Genomic DNA, 17093 nt, shown 5'->3' on the forward strand with positions numbered 1-17093 from the left:
GCATCAACACCAACCCACAACTCCCCTGGTCATTCCTCACCCACACAGGACTCACCATCCATCCACCACACCCACCAAACTTACGAAAAGATCAGGACTCCTAACAAAAGTGGTGGGCTTGACCTGGTCAGCGGTCGGTGTCGTGCACGAGGCCGCCGGATAGCGGGACGCGGTCAGCCGCGTCATCGCACGTGAGAAACCCGGCGACGTCGGCGATCACCCCCGGGATACTGGTCGCCCATGGATGAAGTCAAAGTCGTCGTCGCCCATTCCGAGCGCGCGACCCTGCGCGTCGGCGACGTGTTCCTGAAGGTGGACGCCGATCAGGCGCGCATCGACGTCGAGGTCGAGGCGATGTCCCTGGCACCGGTCCCGACCCCGGAGATCCTGTGGCGCAAACCGCCCGTGCTCGCGATCGCCGCACTCCCAGGGACGACGCTTGGGCGCCTCGGCGGGCCGTCGACCGGGTCGCCGGCGGGGTGGGCCGCGGCGGGAGCCGCCATCCGGAAGCTGCACGACGCGCAACTGCCGCCCCGGCCGGGCCAGGCTGGCCGGAGCATCATCGCGCTGGCGGCCGAACTCGACGACGAGTGCGAGTTGCTCGTGACGAACGGCGTCCTGCCCGCAGACCTGGTCACCCACAACCGCCAGGTCGCCGAGGCCGCACTCCGGCCGTGGACTCCGGCGTTCACGCACGGCGACCTGCAGATCGCACACGTCTTCGTCGACGGCGACGAGGTCACAGGCATCATCGACTGGTTCGAAGCGGGCCAGGGCGATGCCCTGTACGACCTCGCCACCTTCACGCTCGGACACCAGGAGCACCTCGACGACGTCATCGCCGGCTACGGCACCGACATCGACCTCGGCGTGATCCACGCGTGGTGGTCGTTGCGAAGCCTGCTGGCGGTCCGCTGGCTGATCGAGCACGGACTCGACCCGTTCGCGCCGGGCTGTGAGGTCGACGTGCTCAAATCCCGCATGTGAGGCTGCGCGGGCCCGACTGCTGCGAGTGCGTTCTGACGCATCGAGCAGGCCATCTCCTGGGGTGCATCACCTGCCCTTACTCCCGACAAAGTGCGGTGCGGAGTCGTCGCCAGCAGATGACGGCGCAGCCGAGGGTGACGAACGCGTGGTGGACGTCGTCGCGGATCTCCCAGCGGGTGCGCAGGCGGCGGAACCAGTGCAGCAGCGCGATCGCTCCTTCCACGACCCAGCGGTACACGCCCAGGCCGGAGCCGTGTCCGGTGCCGCGCCGGGCGATGTGCGGGGTGATCTGGAACCGGCGGACCTTATCCCGGTAGACCTCGTGGTCATAGCCGCGGTCGGCGTACAGGTGCTTGGGGCGGCGCAGTGGCTGGCCGCGCTTGCCGCGGATCGGCGGGACGGCCTGGATCAGCGGGATCAGTTGGGTGACATCGTTGCGGTTGCCGCCGGTCAGCGTCGTGGCCAGCGGAATGCCGTGCGCCTCGACGATTACGTGGTGCTTGCTGCCGGCCTTGCCCCGGTCCACCGGGGCCGGACCGGTGGACCGCCCGCCCTTCATCGCGCGGATGTGGCTGGAGTCGACCGCGGCGCGGGAGAAGTCCAGCAGGTCTGCGGCCCGCAGCTCGGAGAGCAGCAGCTCGTGCAGGCGCTGCCAAACCCCGGCCTCGTTCCAGTCCCGCAGCCGTCGCCAGCAGGTCATCCCCGAGCCGAAGCCCAGCTCCTGGGGCAGAAACTCCCAGCAGATCCCGGTGTAGAGAACGAACAGGATCCCGCACAGCACCTTGCGACTATCGAGACGCTTACGACCCGGACGTCGCGGTTTACGCGGGATGACCGGCAGCAGCGGCTCAATGTGCGCCCACAACTCGTCGTCGATCTCCCACGGCCTGGCAGCGGTCTTCCTCGTCTTGACTGGCTTGCACCCCCTTCGGCCAGCATCAACAAGAACTGACACACCGTCATTCCCGGAGGTCCAGAAACCTTCTTTTGTTAGGAGTCCTTAGGGCATCACGGTGGGCGGGCGCACGCGCTCCTCGACGACGAGCGCGCCGAGTTCGAGCGACATCTCGCCGCCTGCGAGTCCTGTACCCGTGAGGTCCGTGAACTGGCGGCCGCAGCAGGGCGGTTGGGTCTGGCCATGACCGCGACGCCGCCGGCCGCGCTCAAGGCGGACGTGCTGCGCAGGATCGGCACCGTACGTCAGTGAGGTTTTTCCAACCTGGTTGCGAAGCACGTCGGTTGGTTGAGGACGGCGTTGAGGAAAAGGTGAAGCTCCTGGTAGATGGGTTGTCGACCAAGATCAACCTGTCCGCCCGGAGCTTCACGTGCTTGTCTACCCATCGGGGATCGATCTGTCCACCTCGACCCTGCGCTACTTGTCCGGCCTACTGAGAGCCCGGCGGCGTGAGCGCGGCACGCGCTGGCGCCGTCTGACCGCGGACCGACAGACTCTGCTCGCGCTGGCTCATCTGCGCTGCGGGCACACGTACGCCCAGCTCGCGGCCGGCTTCGGGATTGGGCTGGCCACCGTCTACCGGTACATCGTCGAGGCGGTTGAGGTCCTTGCTGCCCTGGCCCCCACCCTCCAGCAGGCCATGACCGCCGCCGCCAGCAAGGCATTCGTGATCCTGGACGGCACCCTGCTGCACATCGACCGCATTGCCGCCGACCGCCCCTACTATTCCGGCAAGCAGAAGCGCCATGGCATGAACGTCCAGGTCATCGCCGACGCGTTCGGACGCCTGATCTGGGTGTCACCTGCCCTGCCAGGTGCCGTCCACGACATCAAGGCCGCACGCACCCACGGCATCATCGAAGCGCTCACCCAAGTCGGCATCCGGACGTGGGCCGACAAGGGATATCAGGGAGCCCGGAGGACGATCCGGGTGCCTTACCGGGGCCGCTGGAGCAGGCTCCCAGCCGGGAAGCGGGCGGCGAACTCCTCCCACGCCAGGATCCGAGCCGTCGGAGAGCAGGCCAACGCCACACTGAAGAGCTGGCGGCTCCTGCGCAAACTCCGTTGCAGCACTACCCGCATCACCGACATCGTCAAGGCCGTCCTGGCCCTGCACCTCGCCACGGGAGCCTGAGATCGCTGCTGCCGGAGGCATGGACAAGGACATCGCCGCCATCAGCGACAGCAAGGGAGACCACTCACCGTGACAGACGTCAGAGTCACCTACGACGAGACCGTCAACGCAGCGTACGTATACCTCACCGAACCGCAGGCCCGCGTGAAGTCCGCGCGCATGTATCCCTGCGATCCAGTGGACGTCGACGGCATGATCAACCTCGACTTCGACGAGCAGGGCCGCCTCATCGGCATCGAGGTGTTGGCGGCCAGTTCGAAACTGCCCAAGTACCTACTCCAGTCCGCGGAGCGACTTGACACCGAAGGTGCATGACCAGCCGAGCACCACGCTCGCGGCGAACAGGTTGGAAACGGAGGCGGATCAACGTGCCTTCGATGACCGGGAGTTCGCCCGTGCGGTCGATCCACGCGGAGCGGGTGGTCAGGCGGGGGTGGATGCGGTCCCAGGCCATCGCGCGGGCGGTTCCGTACCGGTCGGTGACCTGCACCGTGGCCGCGTCCGGATCACCCCAGGTCTCCGGCTTGGCGAAGCGGAACTCCTTGCCATGCTTCGGCGGGCGCCCGCCCTGCGGCGGGGAGATCCACGGAACCGGGACGGGCTTGCGCATCACCCGGTCCGTACGCATCCGGCCCAGGACCTCCACCGGCAGCCCGGCCAGGAGGTGGGCCATGCGCGGGGCGTCGTAGCCGGCGTCGAACACGATCAGGATGTCCCTGTCGCCGAGGTGCCAGCGGCCCATCTCGATCAGATCGACGACCACCCGGCGGACCTGGGCGGCGGTGACCTAGGCGACGTCGTCGGCCGGGCCGAGACACACGGCGTCCAGCAGTTGGCACCAGGACGTCCGGCCCGATTCCAGTGCGGCGACGAACGAGTACGGCCAGCCGGGCACGAACTGGTCCGAGGACCGTCCGCTGCGGCCGTAGACGTGGCAGAACAGGCGATCGGCGCTGGTGGGAGCGTCGGGACGGAGCCAGTTGCTGACGTCGACCGCGAGGACCAGGCGGCCGTCGCCGGCCTGCGGCATGGGCAGGCCGGCCAGCACCTGCCGCAGCCGGGGCACGTCGATGTTCCCGCTGTTCAGGGCGTCGTACGTGGCGCCGTGCCCGCGCCGGTGCTCAGCCACCAACGTCAGGTCCGCCGGCGCCCTCACCGGCCCGTCCGCACACAGCAGCGCATCCGTGAGGTCGAACAGTTCGTCCCCGCGAGCGGTCAGACAGTCGAATAAGTCCTCCCGGAAGCGTGACGCTTTCGCGAACGCTTCCCCCGGAACATGATCAGGCAGCAGACTCACCTTCAGGGCCTTCGTCGTGGTCACGTGCATCCTTGGTCGGAGCACATGATCAGACGAAGGCCGCCTCAGCGTCCGGCGAACACCCCGGTGAGCGGCCTGGTTCGAGGAGCATTTCGACTCATCGATAGCCTTCATCACCATGATGCGCGCTTGGATCCTGCCGATGCTGCTTGTGCTCAGCGGCTCAGCCGTCGCGACTGGGCAGATCTTGAAGGGGAGCCCCGGCACAGCCGCAGCACTCCTGCTGGCGTTCCTGGCGCTAGCCAGCGTGAACTCACCCCTGATCTTCCCGAGGTCGATCGGTGCGCAGGAGGCACAACGCCGCAACGCGATCGACGGCCGACCGGTCGTCTTCTGGCGGCCGGGCTGCAAGTACTGCATACGACTGCGCATCCGGCTGGGCCGCAGCGCCCGCCAGTTGCATTGGGTCAACATCTGGCGCGACCCGGCAGGAGCGGCAGAGGTGAGAGCAGCCAACGACGGCAACGAGACCGTGCCGACCGTCGTCGTGGCGGGCCAGCCATACACCAACCCCGATCCCAAATGGGTACGCGAACAGCTCTCCCCCTCCGCGTGATCAGAAGCCGAGCCCTACGGAGAGGCACCCGCAGACACAAGCGCCCTGAGGTTAAAAGACAAGCTCAGGACGCGCCCCGCACCGGGTCGGCCGCTCCCGCCGCCGCGCGGGCCGGCCGCGGGCGCACAGTGGGCAGGTTCGTGCTCGCCGCGTGTCTGGCGGCGGCCGTGGGGCGGCGGGAGCGCCGCCTGGCAGCACCAGCAGGCGGACCCCGCGCGGGACCAGGCGCGCTCCGCGCAGGCGCGGTACCAGCAGCTCACCGATGTCCTCGCGGCCCCAAACGCCAAGGCCACCGCCGGGCAGGTCCCCGGCGGCGCCAGCGGCACCCAGGTCCTGGCCCGCAGCCGCAATCAGGCCGTGTTCCTCGCCTCCGGGCTCGCCCGGCCGCCCGCGGGCAAGGTCTACCAGCTCTGGTTCGACGACGCGGGCACCATGCGGTCGGCGGGACTGCTGGACCCCGCCCGGACGACGAAGGCCGTCCTCCTGAGCGGTCCCGTCGACCGGGCCTGGGCATCACCGTCGAGCCGGCGGGCGGCTCTCCCCGGCCCACTGCTCCGCCCCTGGCAGTCATGGAGTTCCCACGGGTCTGAGGCGGCCCGTCCCGGCCCCGAGCGCCCCGCCGGGGAAACGACTGTGCGATTGTCGGTCCCCCGTGATAGTCACTACCTCACGAGGGAGTGGCCACGGGCCTGAACTCCCCGTTTGCACACAACAAGGGGTGGGGACATGGCGATGCTCCGTGACTGGGGGCTCGCGCTGGGGAGACGGGCCGGGCGGCCCGTTGCCCGCGTACAGAAGGACTCCGGGGACCCGGAGGTGGAGCGGATCAGGGTGGCTGCCGCGGCAGCGGACTGGAGCACCGTTCGGGACGTCCTCGAAGGGCGACCCGAGAGCGAGGACCGGACGGAGCTGGTGCGGGCCGTCGGCGCGACGGCGGGGGCGGAGCGCTGGATCGCCGAGGTCCTCGCGGCAGAGCCCGACGCGCCGCTGCCCCGGCTGGTGGCGGGGTTCCGCCACATCACCTGGGCGTGGGAGGCCAGGACGGCGGCCCGGGCGACGCAGGTCTCCCGTGCACAGTTCGAGGTGTTCCACGCGCGGCTGCGCACGGCCGAGGAGTGGCTGTACGAGGCCGCCGAGCGCGAGCCGGGGTGGACCACGCCCTGGGTCGGCCTGATCACGACCGGCCGCGGTCTCCAGGTCGGACGCGAGGCCGCGCGCCGCCGGTTCGAGGCGGCGGTGCGCCGGGATCCGCACCATGTGCCGGTGCACCAGCAGCGGTTGCAGCAGGTGTGCGCGAAGTGGAGCGGGTCGCACGAGGAGATGCACGCCTTCGCCCGCGCGTCCGTCTTCGGCGCTCCGGGCGGCACTCCGCTCGGACAGCTGGTGGCCAGGGCCCACATCGAGCACTGGCTCCACCTCGATTCCAGGGCAGGCGAGGCACACATGACGCGCCCCGAGACGGTCGCGTCGCTGCGGGAGGCCGCGGAACACTCCTACCGCCACCCGGATTTCGTCCGCTCGGGCGGATGGCTGGAGGTCTACAACACCTTCGCCCTGGCGTTCTCGCTCGCGGGTGACCACGCGAGTGCGCGGGAGTGCTTCGCGGCCACCGAGGGCCGTGTCACCGAGGCGCCCTGGGACTACGTCGGCGCCGACCCCGTGGCGGCGTACAAGAAACATCACGCGGCGTCCCGCCGCTGACGCCTTCCACCGCGCAACCGGCGTACGCCACGGCCAGGTCGAGGTGTGCCACCGCTTCCACGGCATGCCCCCGGCGCCCGCGCGGGCGTCCGTGCGCCAGTCCCTCGCGTCCACCGGCGCCGCGGCACCACCACGTGCCCATCGCCCACCGGCCGGACGCCCCGACGAAAGAAATGCCTCAGGTGCCCAACTCCGAAACCGCCCACACCTTCCAGGTGGATCTGCGCGGCCTGGTCGACCTGCTCTCCCACCATCTCTATTCCAGCCCCCGCGTCTACCTGCGCGAGCTGCTGCAGAACGCGGTGGACGCCATCACCGCCCGGCAGGTGCTCGACCCCGGCGCGGCCGGCGCCATCACGGTGCGCACCGGTGACACCCTCACCGTCACCGACACCGGCATTGGTCTGACCGAGGCCGATGTGCACCGCTTCCTCGCCACGATCGGGCGCAGCTCGAAGCGCACGCCGGACGGCTCCCTCGACGGAGCCGGACTGGACTCCGCGCGCGGGGAGTTCATCGGTCAGTTCGGCATCGGGCTGCTCGCGTGCTTCGTCGTGGCGGACGAGATCACGGTGGTCAGCCGGACCGCTGCCGATCCGTCGGCACCCGCCGTCGAGTGGCGCGGCCACTCCGACGGCCGGTACACGATCCGTACGCTGCCGGCCTCGGCCGTGCCCGAGCCGGGCACCACCGTCACTCTCGTGCCGCGCGCCGACGCCGCCGAGTGGACGACACCGGCCCGGGTGGTCTCCCTCGCACGGCACTACGGAGGGCTGCTGCGCCACGAGGTGACCGTCGTCGGGCCGCACGGCGAGAGCGACAAGGTCAACGAGACGCCTCCGTGGGACCAGGCACACCGCTCGCCGCTGGCCCGCCGCGAGGCGATGGCCGCGTACTGCCGTACGTTGTTCGACTTCACCCCGCTCGACGTCATCGAGCTCGACCTTCCCGCGGCCGGGCTGCGCGGTGTCGCCTATGTGCTGCCCACGGCGATGAGCCCGGCGCAGCGCGCGGGGCACCGGGTGCACCTCAAGGGCATGCTCCTGACCGACCAGGCGCCCGAACTGCTCCCGGATTGGGCGTTCTTCGTGCGCTGCGTGGTGGACACCACGAGCCTGCGGCCGACGGCGTCCCGGGAGGCCCTGTACGAGGACGGCACGCTGTCCGCCGTACGGGACGCCCTGGGCGAGCGGATCCGGGACTGGCTGACGGGGCTCGCGGCGAGCGACCCGTCCCTGCTGCACCGGTTCATCGACACGCACCACCTGGCGGTCAAGGCCCTCGCGCGGTACGACGACGAGCTGCTGCACCTGGTACTGCCCTGGCTGCCGTTCGAGACCACCGACGGCAACGTGACGCTCGAGGAGTTCGCGCGGACGCATCCGACCGTGCTGGTCACGCGGAGCGTGGAGGAGTTCCGCCAGGTCGCTCCGATCGCGGCGGCCGCAGGTCTCGGGGTCGTCAACGGCGGGTACACCTACGACCGGGACCTCGTGCACCGGTTGCCGGAGATCCGTCCGGGCACGGCCGTCACCGATCTCGACCCGGCCACGGTGACCGCGCACCTCGATGCCGTGGACCCCGCCGCGGAGTTGCGTGCGGCGTCCTTCCTGGCCGTCGCCCGGGACACCATCGGCGCCCACGACTGCGACGTGGTGCTGCGTGATTTTCAGCCGGTCACCGCGCCGGCGCTGCTCCTGGACAACCGGGAGGCGCGGCACGAGCGGACCCGCTCCGGCCTAGCCGCCGACAGCGACGGCCTGTGGGCCGACATCCTGGGCTCGCTGCGCCAGGAGGCCCCGCGCGCGCAGCTGGTCCTCAACCATCTCAACCCGCTGGTCCGCCAGGCGATCACGATCAGCGAGCGGGGGCTCGCCGTCACGACGGCCGAGGCGCTGTACGGCCAGGCGCTGCTGCTGAGCCGGCGCCCGCTGCGGGCGAGTGAGAGCGCCCTGCTGAACCGGGCGTTCATCGGCCTGCTCACCCACGCCATGCACACCCCCGACACGGCGGCCCCCGGCTCCGAGCCCCGGAAGGAACTGTAGATGCTGGACACCCCCGAGGCCGTCGTCGAGGCGCTGCGCGAGAACAACGGGCGCCCCCACGGCGTGCAGCGCACGGTCGTCGCCGAGGAACTCGTCGATGCCGCCGCGGTGTTCGAGGACCCGGCCGTCCTCGTGACGGCCCTGCTCGAACTGATGCTGGCGTACGAGTTCACCGGCGAGCACCGCAAGTCGCCCGTCGTGTTCGCGCGGCTGCTCAAGCTGTGGGACACCGCTCCCGAGTCCTTCAGCCAGTGGGAGGCCCACCAGATCTTCTGGCGCTTCAAGTGGGTGACGACGTCCCTGCTCCAGGTGCCCGAAGTGCCGCTGGCCACGGTCACCGGCTGGATCGACGAGATGCGTACGCGGTACGCGGCGGCCGGGCACGGCATGCAGCCCGTTGCGGCGATGCGCTACCACGTCGCGGCGCACACGGGCACCGGTGTCCCGGACGCCTTCGACCTGTGGGCGACCCGCGCCCGCACCGAGCTGAGCGACTGCGAGGCCTGCGAGGTCCGGCACGTCGCCGAGCACCACGTGCGCGCCGGGAACGACGCGGGTGCCCTCGACACCTGGGATCCGGTCCTGGGCGGCGCTTCGAGCTGCACCGAGGAGCCGCAGATGAGCCAGGCGCGTGCCCTGCTCCCGCTGCTGCGCACCGGTCGCGCGGACGAGGCCCGGTCGCACCACCTCGCGGGCTACCGACAGGTCCGCGGCAACACGGGCATGCAGGACGAGGTCGGCCTGCACCTGGAGTTCTGCGCGCTCTCGCGCAATGAGGGACGCGGCCTGGAGATCCTCGCGGAGAACCGTCCCCTGTTCGCGGCCACCGGCGCCCCCCTGTCCCACCTCGGGTTCCTGACCGGCGCCGAGGTGCTCCTGGCCCGTCTCGTGGCGGACGGCCACACCGGGACGCCCGTGGCGGGCCCGCCGGGTCGCCACTGGACCGCGGGCGAACTCCTCGCACGGGTCCGGTCCGACGCGGAACGGATCGCCGCGGCGTTCGACGCACGCAACGGCACTGCGGCCGTCGGCGAGAGTCGTCGACGCAGACTGGCCCAACTCCCCCTGTGCGAGCAGCCGTTGACGCTCGGGCTCCGTTCCTCGCTGCCACGCACACCGGCGTCGGACACCCGGTCGGCAGCGACGGCGGCGGTCGCGCCCGCCGCAGCGGTGGACGTCCCCGAGGAGTTCGTGGCGCTGGTGCGCGAGGCGCGACGCCTCGCGGCCGATGGGCACCCGGGTGCGGCCCGGCTGTGGCAGCGCGTGGACGAGCGGCTCTCCGACGGGTCGGCCGTCCACGACGACCGGCTCGGCCCGGCCGACCGGCTCGATGCGGAACGCGCCGAACAGCGGGCGTACTTGCTCTCGCGCAAGGACCGCCACCAGGCGAGCAAGGGCGAACTCGCCCTGGCCGCCGACTTGTTCGCGAAGGCCGGCATGGATTGGCATGCGCTGTCCGCGCGCACCCGCCTGTTCGCCTGGGAGACGGTCTTCGACGACACCGCCGACAGCGACGGTACGCCGGGAGATGAGGGGGGCACGTCCGAGGACGGGACCGTGCGGGTGGACGCCACGCGGGGTGATGGCGCGCGGCCGGACGAGGAAACGGTGCGGGCCGGGATCGACGAGGCCCTCCGGGCGGCCGAACGCCTCATGTCCGAGGCCCCGTTCACCGGTGGCAACGCGGGAGAGGGAGAGGCCGCGTCCGAGGGCGACGTGGGTGCGGAGCGCGCCCTCGAATACCTCACGGTGCTGTATTCGTGCGCCTTCGCCGCCTACCAGGACCTCCGTCGGCAACTGCCCGAACCGTCCGACTCCGCCCTCCAGCGGTTCGAGTCCGTGACGGGCACCCTGCACACCGAGGCGGAACGCCTCTCCGCTCCCCACCAGGTCGCCAACGCACGGCAGTTCGTGGCGGACATGGCGGGCCGCCGGGGCGATCTCGTACGGGCCCAGGCCGAACTGCGCACCGCGCTCACGGACATCGAGGCGTCCGGACGGCCCTGGCGTGCGATACGCCCGCGTGCCCTGCTCGCCCAGTTCGTCATGGCCGCGGACCAGCCGGCCGAGGCGGTGGAGCTGATGCACCGGTCGATGGCGGACGTGGTGCGCTACGACGACACGGAGTTCGCGCAGGGGCCCGCGCACGCGCTGCTCGGGCATGCCGCCTCACACCTGGGCGACCAGCCGGGTGCCGTACGCCACCTGTCGGAGGCGGCGGCCAGGTTCGACCAGGACGGGGAGCACAACGAGGCCGCCGACCTCCGCCTCCAGCTCGCCGACGTCCTGGCCCGCTCCGGACAGCAGGCGGACGCGGTCGCCGTGCTGGAGTCGGTGCTCGCCGACGACGCGACCGCTTCGCTGGATGAACGGCTGGTCGCGCAGGCCCGGTTGACGCTGGCGCGCGGGCTGCGCGAACTGGAGGAGTTCCTCGCCTCGGCCGAGGAGTTCCTGCGGCTCGCCGACACCATCGCCGGCTGGGAGCAGGGTCCGTTGCACACCATGGTGGCGGCGGAGACCGCCACCGCACTGGCGATGGCGCAGCGCCCGGAGGCGGCGGACTCGGCGTACGAGCGCGCCGTCGCCTCGCACGCCGAGGCGCCGAGGCCGTCGCTGATCATGCACATGATGTGCGAGTTCGCCCGTCTGACGATGCTGTTCCGGGGAGCCGACGGCCTGGACACGGCCCTGGGCCACCTCGACCGGGCCGACGCGGTGCTGGCCGCGGTGCCGGACGGCACCGAGGAGTTCACACCGTGGGCGGAGGCGGGCGGCGTGCACTACCGCAGGGCCCACGTACTGGCGGAGGCCGAGAAGTTCCCGGAGGCCCTGGCCGAGGCGGAGAGCGCGATCACCGTCTACGAGCGCGGCGGGGAACACGCCGAGGCGGCGCGTGCGGAGGCCGTACGTATCGCCGCCCTGGTCGAGGGCGACGGCCTCGGCCGGGTCGACGAGGCGGTCGCCCGCCTGAGGGCGGCGTCGTCCCGGGCCGGCCAGGTGGATCTTCCCGAGGCCGTCAGGATCCTCGAAGCGCTGCGACAGCGCTTCGAGAACCGGCAGGGCTGAGCCCGGCCCCGGTCCCCGCGTGCGCGCCGCGGGGGCTGGGCTGGGGACCAGCCCTTACGTCTTGAGGCCGGGCATCCACGGGAATCCCCCCCGTCCGGCCCCTGCGGCCGCTCGGCCACGCGATCGCCCGGTCACCCGGTCACCGGCTTGGCCACTCGCTCACTCGGTCCACAGCGGATCATCGGGGGCCGGGCGCCCGGAGAACCGGTGCAGCGCTCCTCCGGCGGGTGAGAGTCGGCGCCGGGCGGTGACGATGAAATCGTTCTGCGCCGACTCGACGTGCGACCGCAGGACGAGCCACTCCTCTTCCGGCCTCAGACCTCGCTTGATCTTGGTGTGGAGCCGCCACATCTGCTCGTCCAGGGCATGCGCGGCTTCCGTGATGTCCGGGTCGGCGACCAGATTCACCATGCTGAGGGCCTCGTTCCAGGGCCTCCAGTCGATGGCGGTCCGCCGGACGACGCCCTGGGGGATGGAGCGCGGGCGGGCGGTCTCCGCCTCGCTGAGGCTGACGAGCAGCCCGGACGACTCGCGCAGTACGCGTACGCACGCCGCCGTCAGCTGCTCCCGCGCCCAGTGCCGGTCCTGAGCCCTCCTGCTGACGGCGCTTCCGGCGAAGACCCCTAGCAGGGTCGTCACGGCCGCCCCGACAGGGGCGGCGAGCAGGCTCCATGACGAGGACATGCGGCCAAGTGTGAAGCCAGGAAAGCCGGTTGAGGAGTGGTCGCGGAAATAACTCGTCTCGCGGGGTCGGACCCTGGTCGGCGAACCGGCGGTGCCGAGGTCCGGGTACCCGAACCCCCGGCCATCCCTACCGCGCACGCCCCGCCCGACGTCCCGTCGCGCGACCGTCATGGACACAGCTCGACGGTGATGTCCGGTGCCAGGGCGTGGAGAAAGTCGGCGGCGTCGAAGATCTCGCCCGCGGCGACGACGCCGCACCCGGTGCTCCGTCCGTCCAGAATGCGCTCGGCCGCCTCCACCACCAGCGGGGCGGTCGCGGAGTAGATGTCCTGTCCCCGTGCCACGGCGTGCCGTTCGGTGCCGCCCGAGCGCACGACGGCGTCGACGAGGAACGTCTGGTCGGACCGTCCGCGCGCGTCGACCGCGGTCGGCCCCGGCGTGTCCGGGGAGGCGGTGTCCCGAACCGCCTCGACCGTCATGTGGGTACGTACCTCGGCGATGGAAAGGTGGCTGGACACGGTCACCACGTCGATGGTCGTGAACTCCCCCGTGACGGGCCGGGGCCCGATCGGGTCGGGGAAGGACCACACCAGCGTCGTCGCAGCGTCCGCACGGTGCTCCAGGCGCCCCTCGGTGTGCACGAGGTGTCGGCCGCCTCGCCGCCGGCGCGAGACGGCGCCCGCCGCCCGCGTCCCGGCGGTGGGGTGCCAACTGCTCAGTGCGCACGCGATGTCCGCCTCCTCGGCCTCCGTCCAGTCCCCCATCGCCGCGGTGACCAGCAGGTCGCCGATGCCGCCGAAGTACGCCATCGCCGGGACGATCACCGCTCCGGCATCGCGCGCCCGGCCCCCGAAGTGCGCGAAGGTGTCGATGCCCGCCTCGATCTCGCCCGCCACATCCAGATACGGAATGTCGAGTTGCAGACCCCAATCCGAACTGAGACCGGCTTTTTGAGAGACCGTGGCGCCGCTGGTCGCCGACCTGGCGCCCGAGTCGATGGTCGGGCCGCCGCCGGCTGGGCCGGGCTCGGGCACGGCAGCCAGGCGATGGCGCTCATGCTCGCCGCCATCCCGTAGTCGGTGGCGATGAAGGCACGGGTCCTCACCGACCATCCGACGCCGTTCCTGCTCACCTCCTTCGCGGTGGCGGGGCTGGGCGCCGGAGTCGTATACCGATTCGGTCCCCGCCTGATGCGGCTGCCGAGGAACACCGCTGCGATACCCGGCTTCGCCGCGGCGGCCGTGGCCTACCTGGTGATGCAGGTCCAGGGCCCTGTCGCGGGCTACTTCTTCGCCGATCCTCTCGACCGGTTCGAGCGCCAGTTCACCCAGCAGCGTGCGCACCTCTCCGATCGCCCGGGTGCCGGTGGAACGGTCGACACCGAACAACAGCCCCAGAACCGAGTGCGGCAGATCGTGTCGTAAATGGATCAGCGTGGCCACCAGTTGGTCGACTAACACCAGCTGATGGCGGGCACCAGCCCTTACAGCCCGCTTCTTGGCCCCGCCCCGCGTCGCATGGCGACGACCTTCGGCCCCGGCCACCCACGGCTGGGCCCTGTCTCCTTGAAGGGCTATGGGCGCCATTCCTGGTGGTAGGCGGGGTGCTCGGCGTATGACTGGGCAAGGACTCGAAGCGCGTATGCCAGGCCGGCCGAGCGGGGGTCTGAGGGATCCATGGCCTTGTAGTCGTGGGCCAGCTGCTCAGTCAGGTCGAGCATGGGGAGATGGCTGTCCAGAAGAGCCTCGCCGCCCAGGGTGTCGGCCACATAGGCATAGGCGTGGTTGTCGTCATTGATGCGTGCGACGAGGAACTTCACAAGATCGTCCATGTGGCCATCTTCGCGGGCTAGGCGCTTCGGCGGTCAAGCGGTCGTCCAGATGAGGATGGCCGCGAGGTGGAGTGCGGCTTGGTAGGCGATGGCGAGTTTGTCCGTTCGCATGGCCAGGCCGCGCCACTGCTTGAGTCGGTTGATGCACCGCTCGACGGCGTTGCGCTGCCTGTACGCCTCGGCGTCGAAGGCTGGTGGGCGACCGCCGGTGCGGCCTCGCCGCAGACGGTGGTCGATTTGGTCGGACGGCTGGGGGATGACAGCGCGGGTCCCGCGCCGGCGAAGGTGATTCCGGATCGCTCGGGATGAGTACGCGCGGTCCGCCAGGACGGCATCGGGTCGGGTCCTCGGCCTTCCGGGTCCGCTTCGCGGAACACGGATGCCGGCCATGACGGTCTCGAAGGCTGGGGCGTCGCCCGCCTGGCCTGCGGTGACGCGGAGGGCCAGGGGCCGTGCACGGCTGTCGCTGGCAAGGTGGACTTTCGTACTCAGGCCACCGCGGGAGCGTCCGAGGGCGTGGTGGTCAGGTTCGGCCCGGCCTGGCGCCCCTTCTTCCGGGCTTCGGCGGCGTGCTGGTGGGCTCGGCAGACGGTCGAATCCACCGAGACGGTCCAGCCGATGTCGGCCTCAGCGTCGGCCGCTGCCAGAACCGCGGCGAGGATGCGTTCCCAGGTGCCGTCCACAGCCCACCTGATCAGGCGTTTGTGAGCGGTCTGGAAGGAGCCGAGCTCGTCCGGCAGGTCCCGCCAGGGCGAGCAGGTGCGGTACTTCCACGCGATGGCCTCTAAGGTTCGGCGGTGATCGGCCGACCGCCGACCGCGGACCGGATCGGCCGGCGTCAGCGGCTCGATCCGGTCCCACATCGCCTCGGTGATCACCAATCGGACAGACACATCCGATCAACCGACCAACACATCAAAGAGACACGCTCTAGCCCTCCCCCCGGCCCCCGAGTACGAGGGCGGCCCGCGCGTTCCGGAAGCCGATGCCCCCGAGGGCTCGGCCGCGAACGGATGGCGGTTCCCGGCCGGCGGCTGTCGCGTCTCCATGGCCCACGGATTCATGATCGGTCCAGGAGGCGAGTTCGGGATCGACGCTGACCACTGGACGCCGCTGCACGCCAGCACAGAGGGATGGGTGGAAGCCCTGGCACTGGCCAGCCACGCGGGCTACTGCGCCAAGACCATCACAAAGATCAAAGGCAGCGCTGTTGAGGACCTGAACCTCGACGGATTCGAGTCGATACCCGAAGTCCAGGGACTCGCTGACACCTGGTGGCGGGGCAAGGACTCGCTCATCGCCATCTACCGCGGCGAAGCCTCCGGCTTCAGCGCTCCCCACTGCCTGAGGGCCCATATCTACGGCGGGCTCGATGCATGGGGCCTGGCCGGCAACTGACCCCCGAAAGGCGAGACCTCGGTCCCGCCGCTGAGCATTCGGGTTGCCACGATCAGTCACGCATCGTGACCAAGGCGGGGCCCGCCCGCCAACTATCGCCCTCAAGATCCGCCAACCAGCTCCCTCCTCCTGCCGGTGACCTGCACCGAGGAGAGCACCACCCGCCAACTACGATCCTCGGTCACAGGCCCTCCGCTCCGTCTCGACCACCGGCAAAACCGGCTGCGCACCGTTCCGAACGCTTCGATGCCGCCGGCCTCGCCGACGCCGTCCGCGACGTCCTGGAGCACGCGGCCCGCCTGGGGAAGACTGTCACCTTCAACGACCTGTGCGACCAGGTCCACGGCCTGGGCCGCCTGACGGAGCCAGAACAGCTGAACGTGCTGCGTCGCGTGAAATCGACCGCCGTCTCCCGCAGTCCAAAACCGCAACGCCCCGCCCTGCTCACCGCTCTGATCACCACCGAGACAGGGACAATGCACCCGCTCTACCGACGGCTGGCCGACCATGCCGGCCACCAGCTGCCGCAGCAGGCCGACAGTGCCTGGACCGACACCATCCAGATCCTCCACGACCGCTACCGCACCCCCTAGCTATACCGTCGATGGCCCGTACGCGCGGGCGCCGAACCAGGTGACACCCAGGGCGGGGCCGCCGCGCTTGCGGGAGAGCCGAGCATCGTGCCGCTCCCCGGCCCCCACTTCACTCCGGCCGGTCTCTTCCTCGCCACCTCCTTCGTCGCCCGCCGGCACCTCGATGCCTCGCCCCCACGCCCACCGGCCGAACCCACGAGAGCAACACGGTGGTGACGGCGTAGAGCAGGCACAACAGCGAAGGCCCGGATCCGCAGGGATCCGGGCCTTACGCGTTGTCGCGGTGGTGACGCAGGACGCCACCAGGATGATCAGCTCTCTTCCGGGCTCTTGCCCACAAGTGCCGCCAGTAGCTGAACAATCTGAGCCTGATTCCGGTCCATCATCTCGCTGAGCACGGTGGCCTTCTCATCGAGCCTCTCGCTGAGCTCGTTGACTGACGTCGACTCAACATCCCACTGCAGGGCCTCACCCACCAGGGCCTGAACACCGCACCACTCCGCCTCGGCACCGCACCCCTGGCACACGGCGGAGTACCTGATGGACTAAACCAAGATTGACTTTTCCATAATCCCAACCCTCAAGAGGAGAGGTTAGATGGCAGGCGGCGAACGTCCTTCCGGGGTGCCCGACCTGCCCTTGCCCAGACCCTCTGCCACCCGCTGGGCCCAGAGTGAGGCACACGTTCGTTCCGCCTGGCACCACCTGGTACAGACCCGACAAGGCCTTCTACTGATCTTTTCGTAAGTTTGGTGGGTGTGGTGGATGGATGGTGAGTCCTGTGTGGGTGAGGAATGACCAGGGGAGTTGTGGGTTGGTGTTGA

15 protein-coding genes and 3 pseudogenes are annotated in these 17093 nt (G+C 70.3%); 10 read left to right on the forward strand and 8 right to left on the reverse strand.

The annotated features are described in order from the left end of the window. Positions 1 to 240 precede the first annotated feature (240 nt). A complete protein-coding gene (locus tag ACGF3I_RS34715) occupies positions 241 to 987 on the forward strand; it encodes a phosphotransferase family protein (protein ID WP_393139233.1) in 747 nt (248 codons plus the stop codon). 76 nt (positions 988 to 1063) lie between these two features. Here the strand turns inward: ACGF3I_RS34715 and ACGF3I_RS34720 are convergent, their stop codons facing one another. Then, the gene (locus ACGF3I_RS34720) at positions 1064 to 1864 is read right to left on the reverse strand and encodes an IS5 family transposase (protein ID WP_393139255.1); all 801 of its coding nucleotides are present in this window, start codon (positions 1862 to 1864) and stop codon (positions 1064 to 1066) included. A 448-nt stretch (positions 1865 to 2312) separates the two neighbouring features. Here ACGF3I_RS34720 and ACGF3I_RS34725 point away from each other — a divergent pair, with 448 nt between their 5' ends. Continuing rightward, a complete protein-coding gene (locus tag ACGF3I_RS34725; RefSeq protein WP_393139235.1) occupies positions 2313 to 3077 on the forward strand; it encodes an IS5 family transposase in 765 nt (254 codons plus the stop codon). 69 nt (positions 3078 to 3146) lie between these two features. Beyond that, positions 3147 to 3392, forward strand: a complete 246-nt coding sequence (locus tag ACGF3I_RS34730) for a DUF2283 domain-containing protein (RefSeq protein WP_393139237.1) — start codon at positions 3147 to 3149, stop codon at positions 3390 to 3392. Positions 3393 to 3429: 37 nt separating this feature from the next. Here the strand turns inward: ACGF3I_RS34730 and ACGF3I_RS34735 are convergent. Then, positions 3430 to 4404 (reverse strand): annotated as a pseudogene (locus ACGF3I_RS34735) (transposase); the annotation flags it as partial. Between the two features lie 109 nt (positions 4405 to 4513). On the opposite strand from ACGF3I_RS34735, the gene ACGF3I_RS34740 reads away from it, so the two are divergent. The 5 genes from ACGF3I_RS34740 to ACGF3I_RS34760 all read left to right on the forward strand — a co-directional run bounded on the left by ACGF3I_RS34740 (position 4514) and on the right by ACGF3I_RS34760 (position 11763). Next, complete coding sequence (locus tag ACGF3I_RS34740) at positions 4514 to 4951, forward strand: glutaredoxin domain-containing protein (protein WP_393139239.1); 438 nt, start codon at positions 4514 to 4516, stop codon at positions 4949 to 4951. 45 nt (positions 4952 to 4996) lie between these two features. Beyond that, positions 4997 to 5644 carry an anti-sigma factor gene (locus ACGF3I_RS34745; RefSeq protein ID WP_393139257.1) on the forward strand — a complete coding sequence of 216 codons (648 nt, stop codon included), beginning with the start codon at positions 4997 to 4999 and terminating at the stop codon, positions 5642 to 5644. A gap of 33 nt (positions 5645 to 5677) precedes the next feature. Beyond that, positions 5678 to 6652, forward strand: a complete 975-nt coding sequence (locus tag ACGF3I_RS34750) for a hypothetical protein (RefSeq protein ID WP_393139241.1) — start codon at positions 5678 to 5680, stop codon at positions 6650 to 6652. Positions 6653 to 6825: 173 nt separating this feature from the next. Continuing rightward, positions 6826 to 8697 carry an HSP90 family protein gene (locus ACGF3I_RS34755; protein ID WP_393139243.1) on the forward strand — a complete coding sequence of 624 codons (1872 nt, stop codon included), beginning with the start codon at positions 6826 to 6828 and terminating at the stop codon, positions 8695 to 8697. Beyond that, positions 8698 to 11763: a hypothetical protein gene (locus ACGF3I_RS34760; RefSeq protein ID WP_393139245.1), complete on the forward strand. Its 3066-nt coding sequence runs from the start codon at positions 8698 to 8700 to the stop codon at positions 11761 to 11763. A 159-nt stretch (positions 11764 to 11922) separates the two neighbouring features. On the opposite strand, the gene ACGF3I_RS34765 is transcribed toward ACGF3I_RS34760, so the two are convergent. The 5 genes and pseudogenes from ACGF3I_RS34765 to ACGF3I_RS34785 all read right to left on the reverse strand — a co-directional run bounded on the left by ACGF3I_RS34765 (position 11923) and on the right by ACGF3I_RS34785 (position 15141). After that, positions 11923 to 12447 carry a hypothetical protein gene (locus ACGF3I_RS34765; RefSeq protein WP_393139247.1) on the reverse strand — a complete coding sequence of 175 codons (525 nt, stop codon included), beginning with the start codon at positions 12445 to 12447 and terminating at the stop codon, positions 11923 to 11925. Positions 12448 to 12614: 167 nt separating this feature from the next. Next, on the reverse strand, positions 12615 to 13481 hold the full coding sequence (locus ACGF3I_RS34770) for a saccharopine dehydrogenase (RefSeq protein WP_393139259.1): 867 nt from the start codon (positions 13479 to 13481) through the stop codon (positions 12615 to 12617). A 258-nt stretch (positions 13482 to 13739) separates the two neighbouring features. Continuing rightward, positions 13740 to 14003 (reverse strand): annotated as a pseudogene (locus ACGF3I_RS34775) (transposase family protein); the annotation flags it as partial. A gap of 17 nt (positions 14004 to 14020) precedes the next feature. Beyond that, the gene (locus ACGF3I_RS34780; protein ID WP_393139249.1) at positions 14021 to 14278 is read right to left on the reverse strand and encodes a DUF6221 family protein; all 258 of its coding nucleotides are present in this window, start codon (positions 14276 to 14278) and stop codon (positions 14021 to 14023) included. Positions 14279 to 14311: 33 nt separating this feature from the next. Next, positions 14312 to 15141 (reverse strand): IS5 family transposase gene (locus ACGF3I_RS34785; RefSeq protein ID WP_393139261.1). Its coding sequence is split into 2 segments (ribosomal slippage): positions 14312 to 14829 and positions 14829 to 15141, totalling 831 coding nucleotides; the frame shifts between segments, so codons are not numbered across the junction. A 67-nt stretch (positions 15142 to 15208) separates the two neighbouring features. Here ACGF3I_RS34785 and ACGF3I_RS34790 point away from each other — a divergent pair. Both ACGF3I_RS34790 and ACGF3I_RS34795 read left to right on the forward strand, forming a co-directional pair. After that, positions 15209 to 15676: pseudogene (locus tag ACGF3I_RS34790) on the forward strand (hypothetical protein); the annotation flags it as partial. A 392-nt stretch (positions 15677 to 16068) separates the two neighbouring features. Then, on the forward strand, positions 16069 to 16269 hold the full coding sequence (locus tag ACGF3I_RS34795; protein WP_393139251.1) for a hypothetical protein: 201 nt from the start codon (positions 16069 to 16071) through the stop codon (positions 16267 to 16269). A gap of 311 nt (positions 16270 to 16580) precedes the next feature. Here the strand turns inward: ACGF3I_RS34795 and ACGF3I_RS34800 are convergent, their stop codons facing one another. Beyond that, positions 16581 to 16745 (reverse strand): hypothetical protein, encoded by a 165-nt coding sequence (locus tag ACGF3I_RS34800; RefSeq protein WP_393139253.1) that lies wholly within the window; start codon positions 16743 to 16745, stop codon positions 16581 to 16583. Positions 16746 to 17093: the final 348 nt, after the last annotated feature.

Source organism: Streptomyces sp. NPDC048111 (genome assembly GCF_043202815.1).
Taxonomy (GTDB): domain Bacteria; phylum Actinomycetota; class Actinomycetes; order Streptomycetales; family Streptomycetaceae; genus Streptomyces.

Bases quoted from the DNA above. Each gene is read 5' to 3' on its own strand.
- ACGF3I_RS34715 (WP_393139233.1), top strand. From the start codon at position 241: ATGGATGAAGTCAAAGTCGTCGTCGCCCATTCCGAGCGCGCGACCCTG.
- ACGF3I_RS34740 (WP_393139239.1), top strand. From the start codon at position 4,514: ATGATGCGCGCTTGGATCCTGCCGATGCTGCTTGTGCTCAGCGGCTCA.
- ACGF3I_RS34750 (WP_393139241.1), top strand. From the start codon at position 5,678: ATGGCGATGCTCCGTGACTGGGGGCTCGCGCTGGGGAGACGGGCCGGG.
- ACGF3I_RS34755 (WP_393139243.1), top strand. From the start codon at position 6,826: ATGCCTCAGGTGCCCAACTCCGAAACCGCCCACACCTTCCAGGTGGAT.
- ACGF3I_RS34760 (WP_393139245.1), top strand. From the start codon at position 8,698: ATGCTGGACACCCCCGAGGCCGTCGTCGAGGCGCTGCGCGAGAACAAC.
- ACGF3I_RS34765 (WP_393139247.1), bottom strand. From the start codon at position 12,447: ATGTCCTCGTCATGGAGCCTGCTCGCCGCCCCTGTCGGGGCGGCCGTG.
- ACGF3I_RS34780 (WP_393139249.1), bottom strand. From the start codon at position 14,278: ATGGACGATCTTGTGAAGTTCCTCGTCGCACGCATCAATGACGACAAC.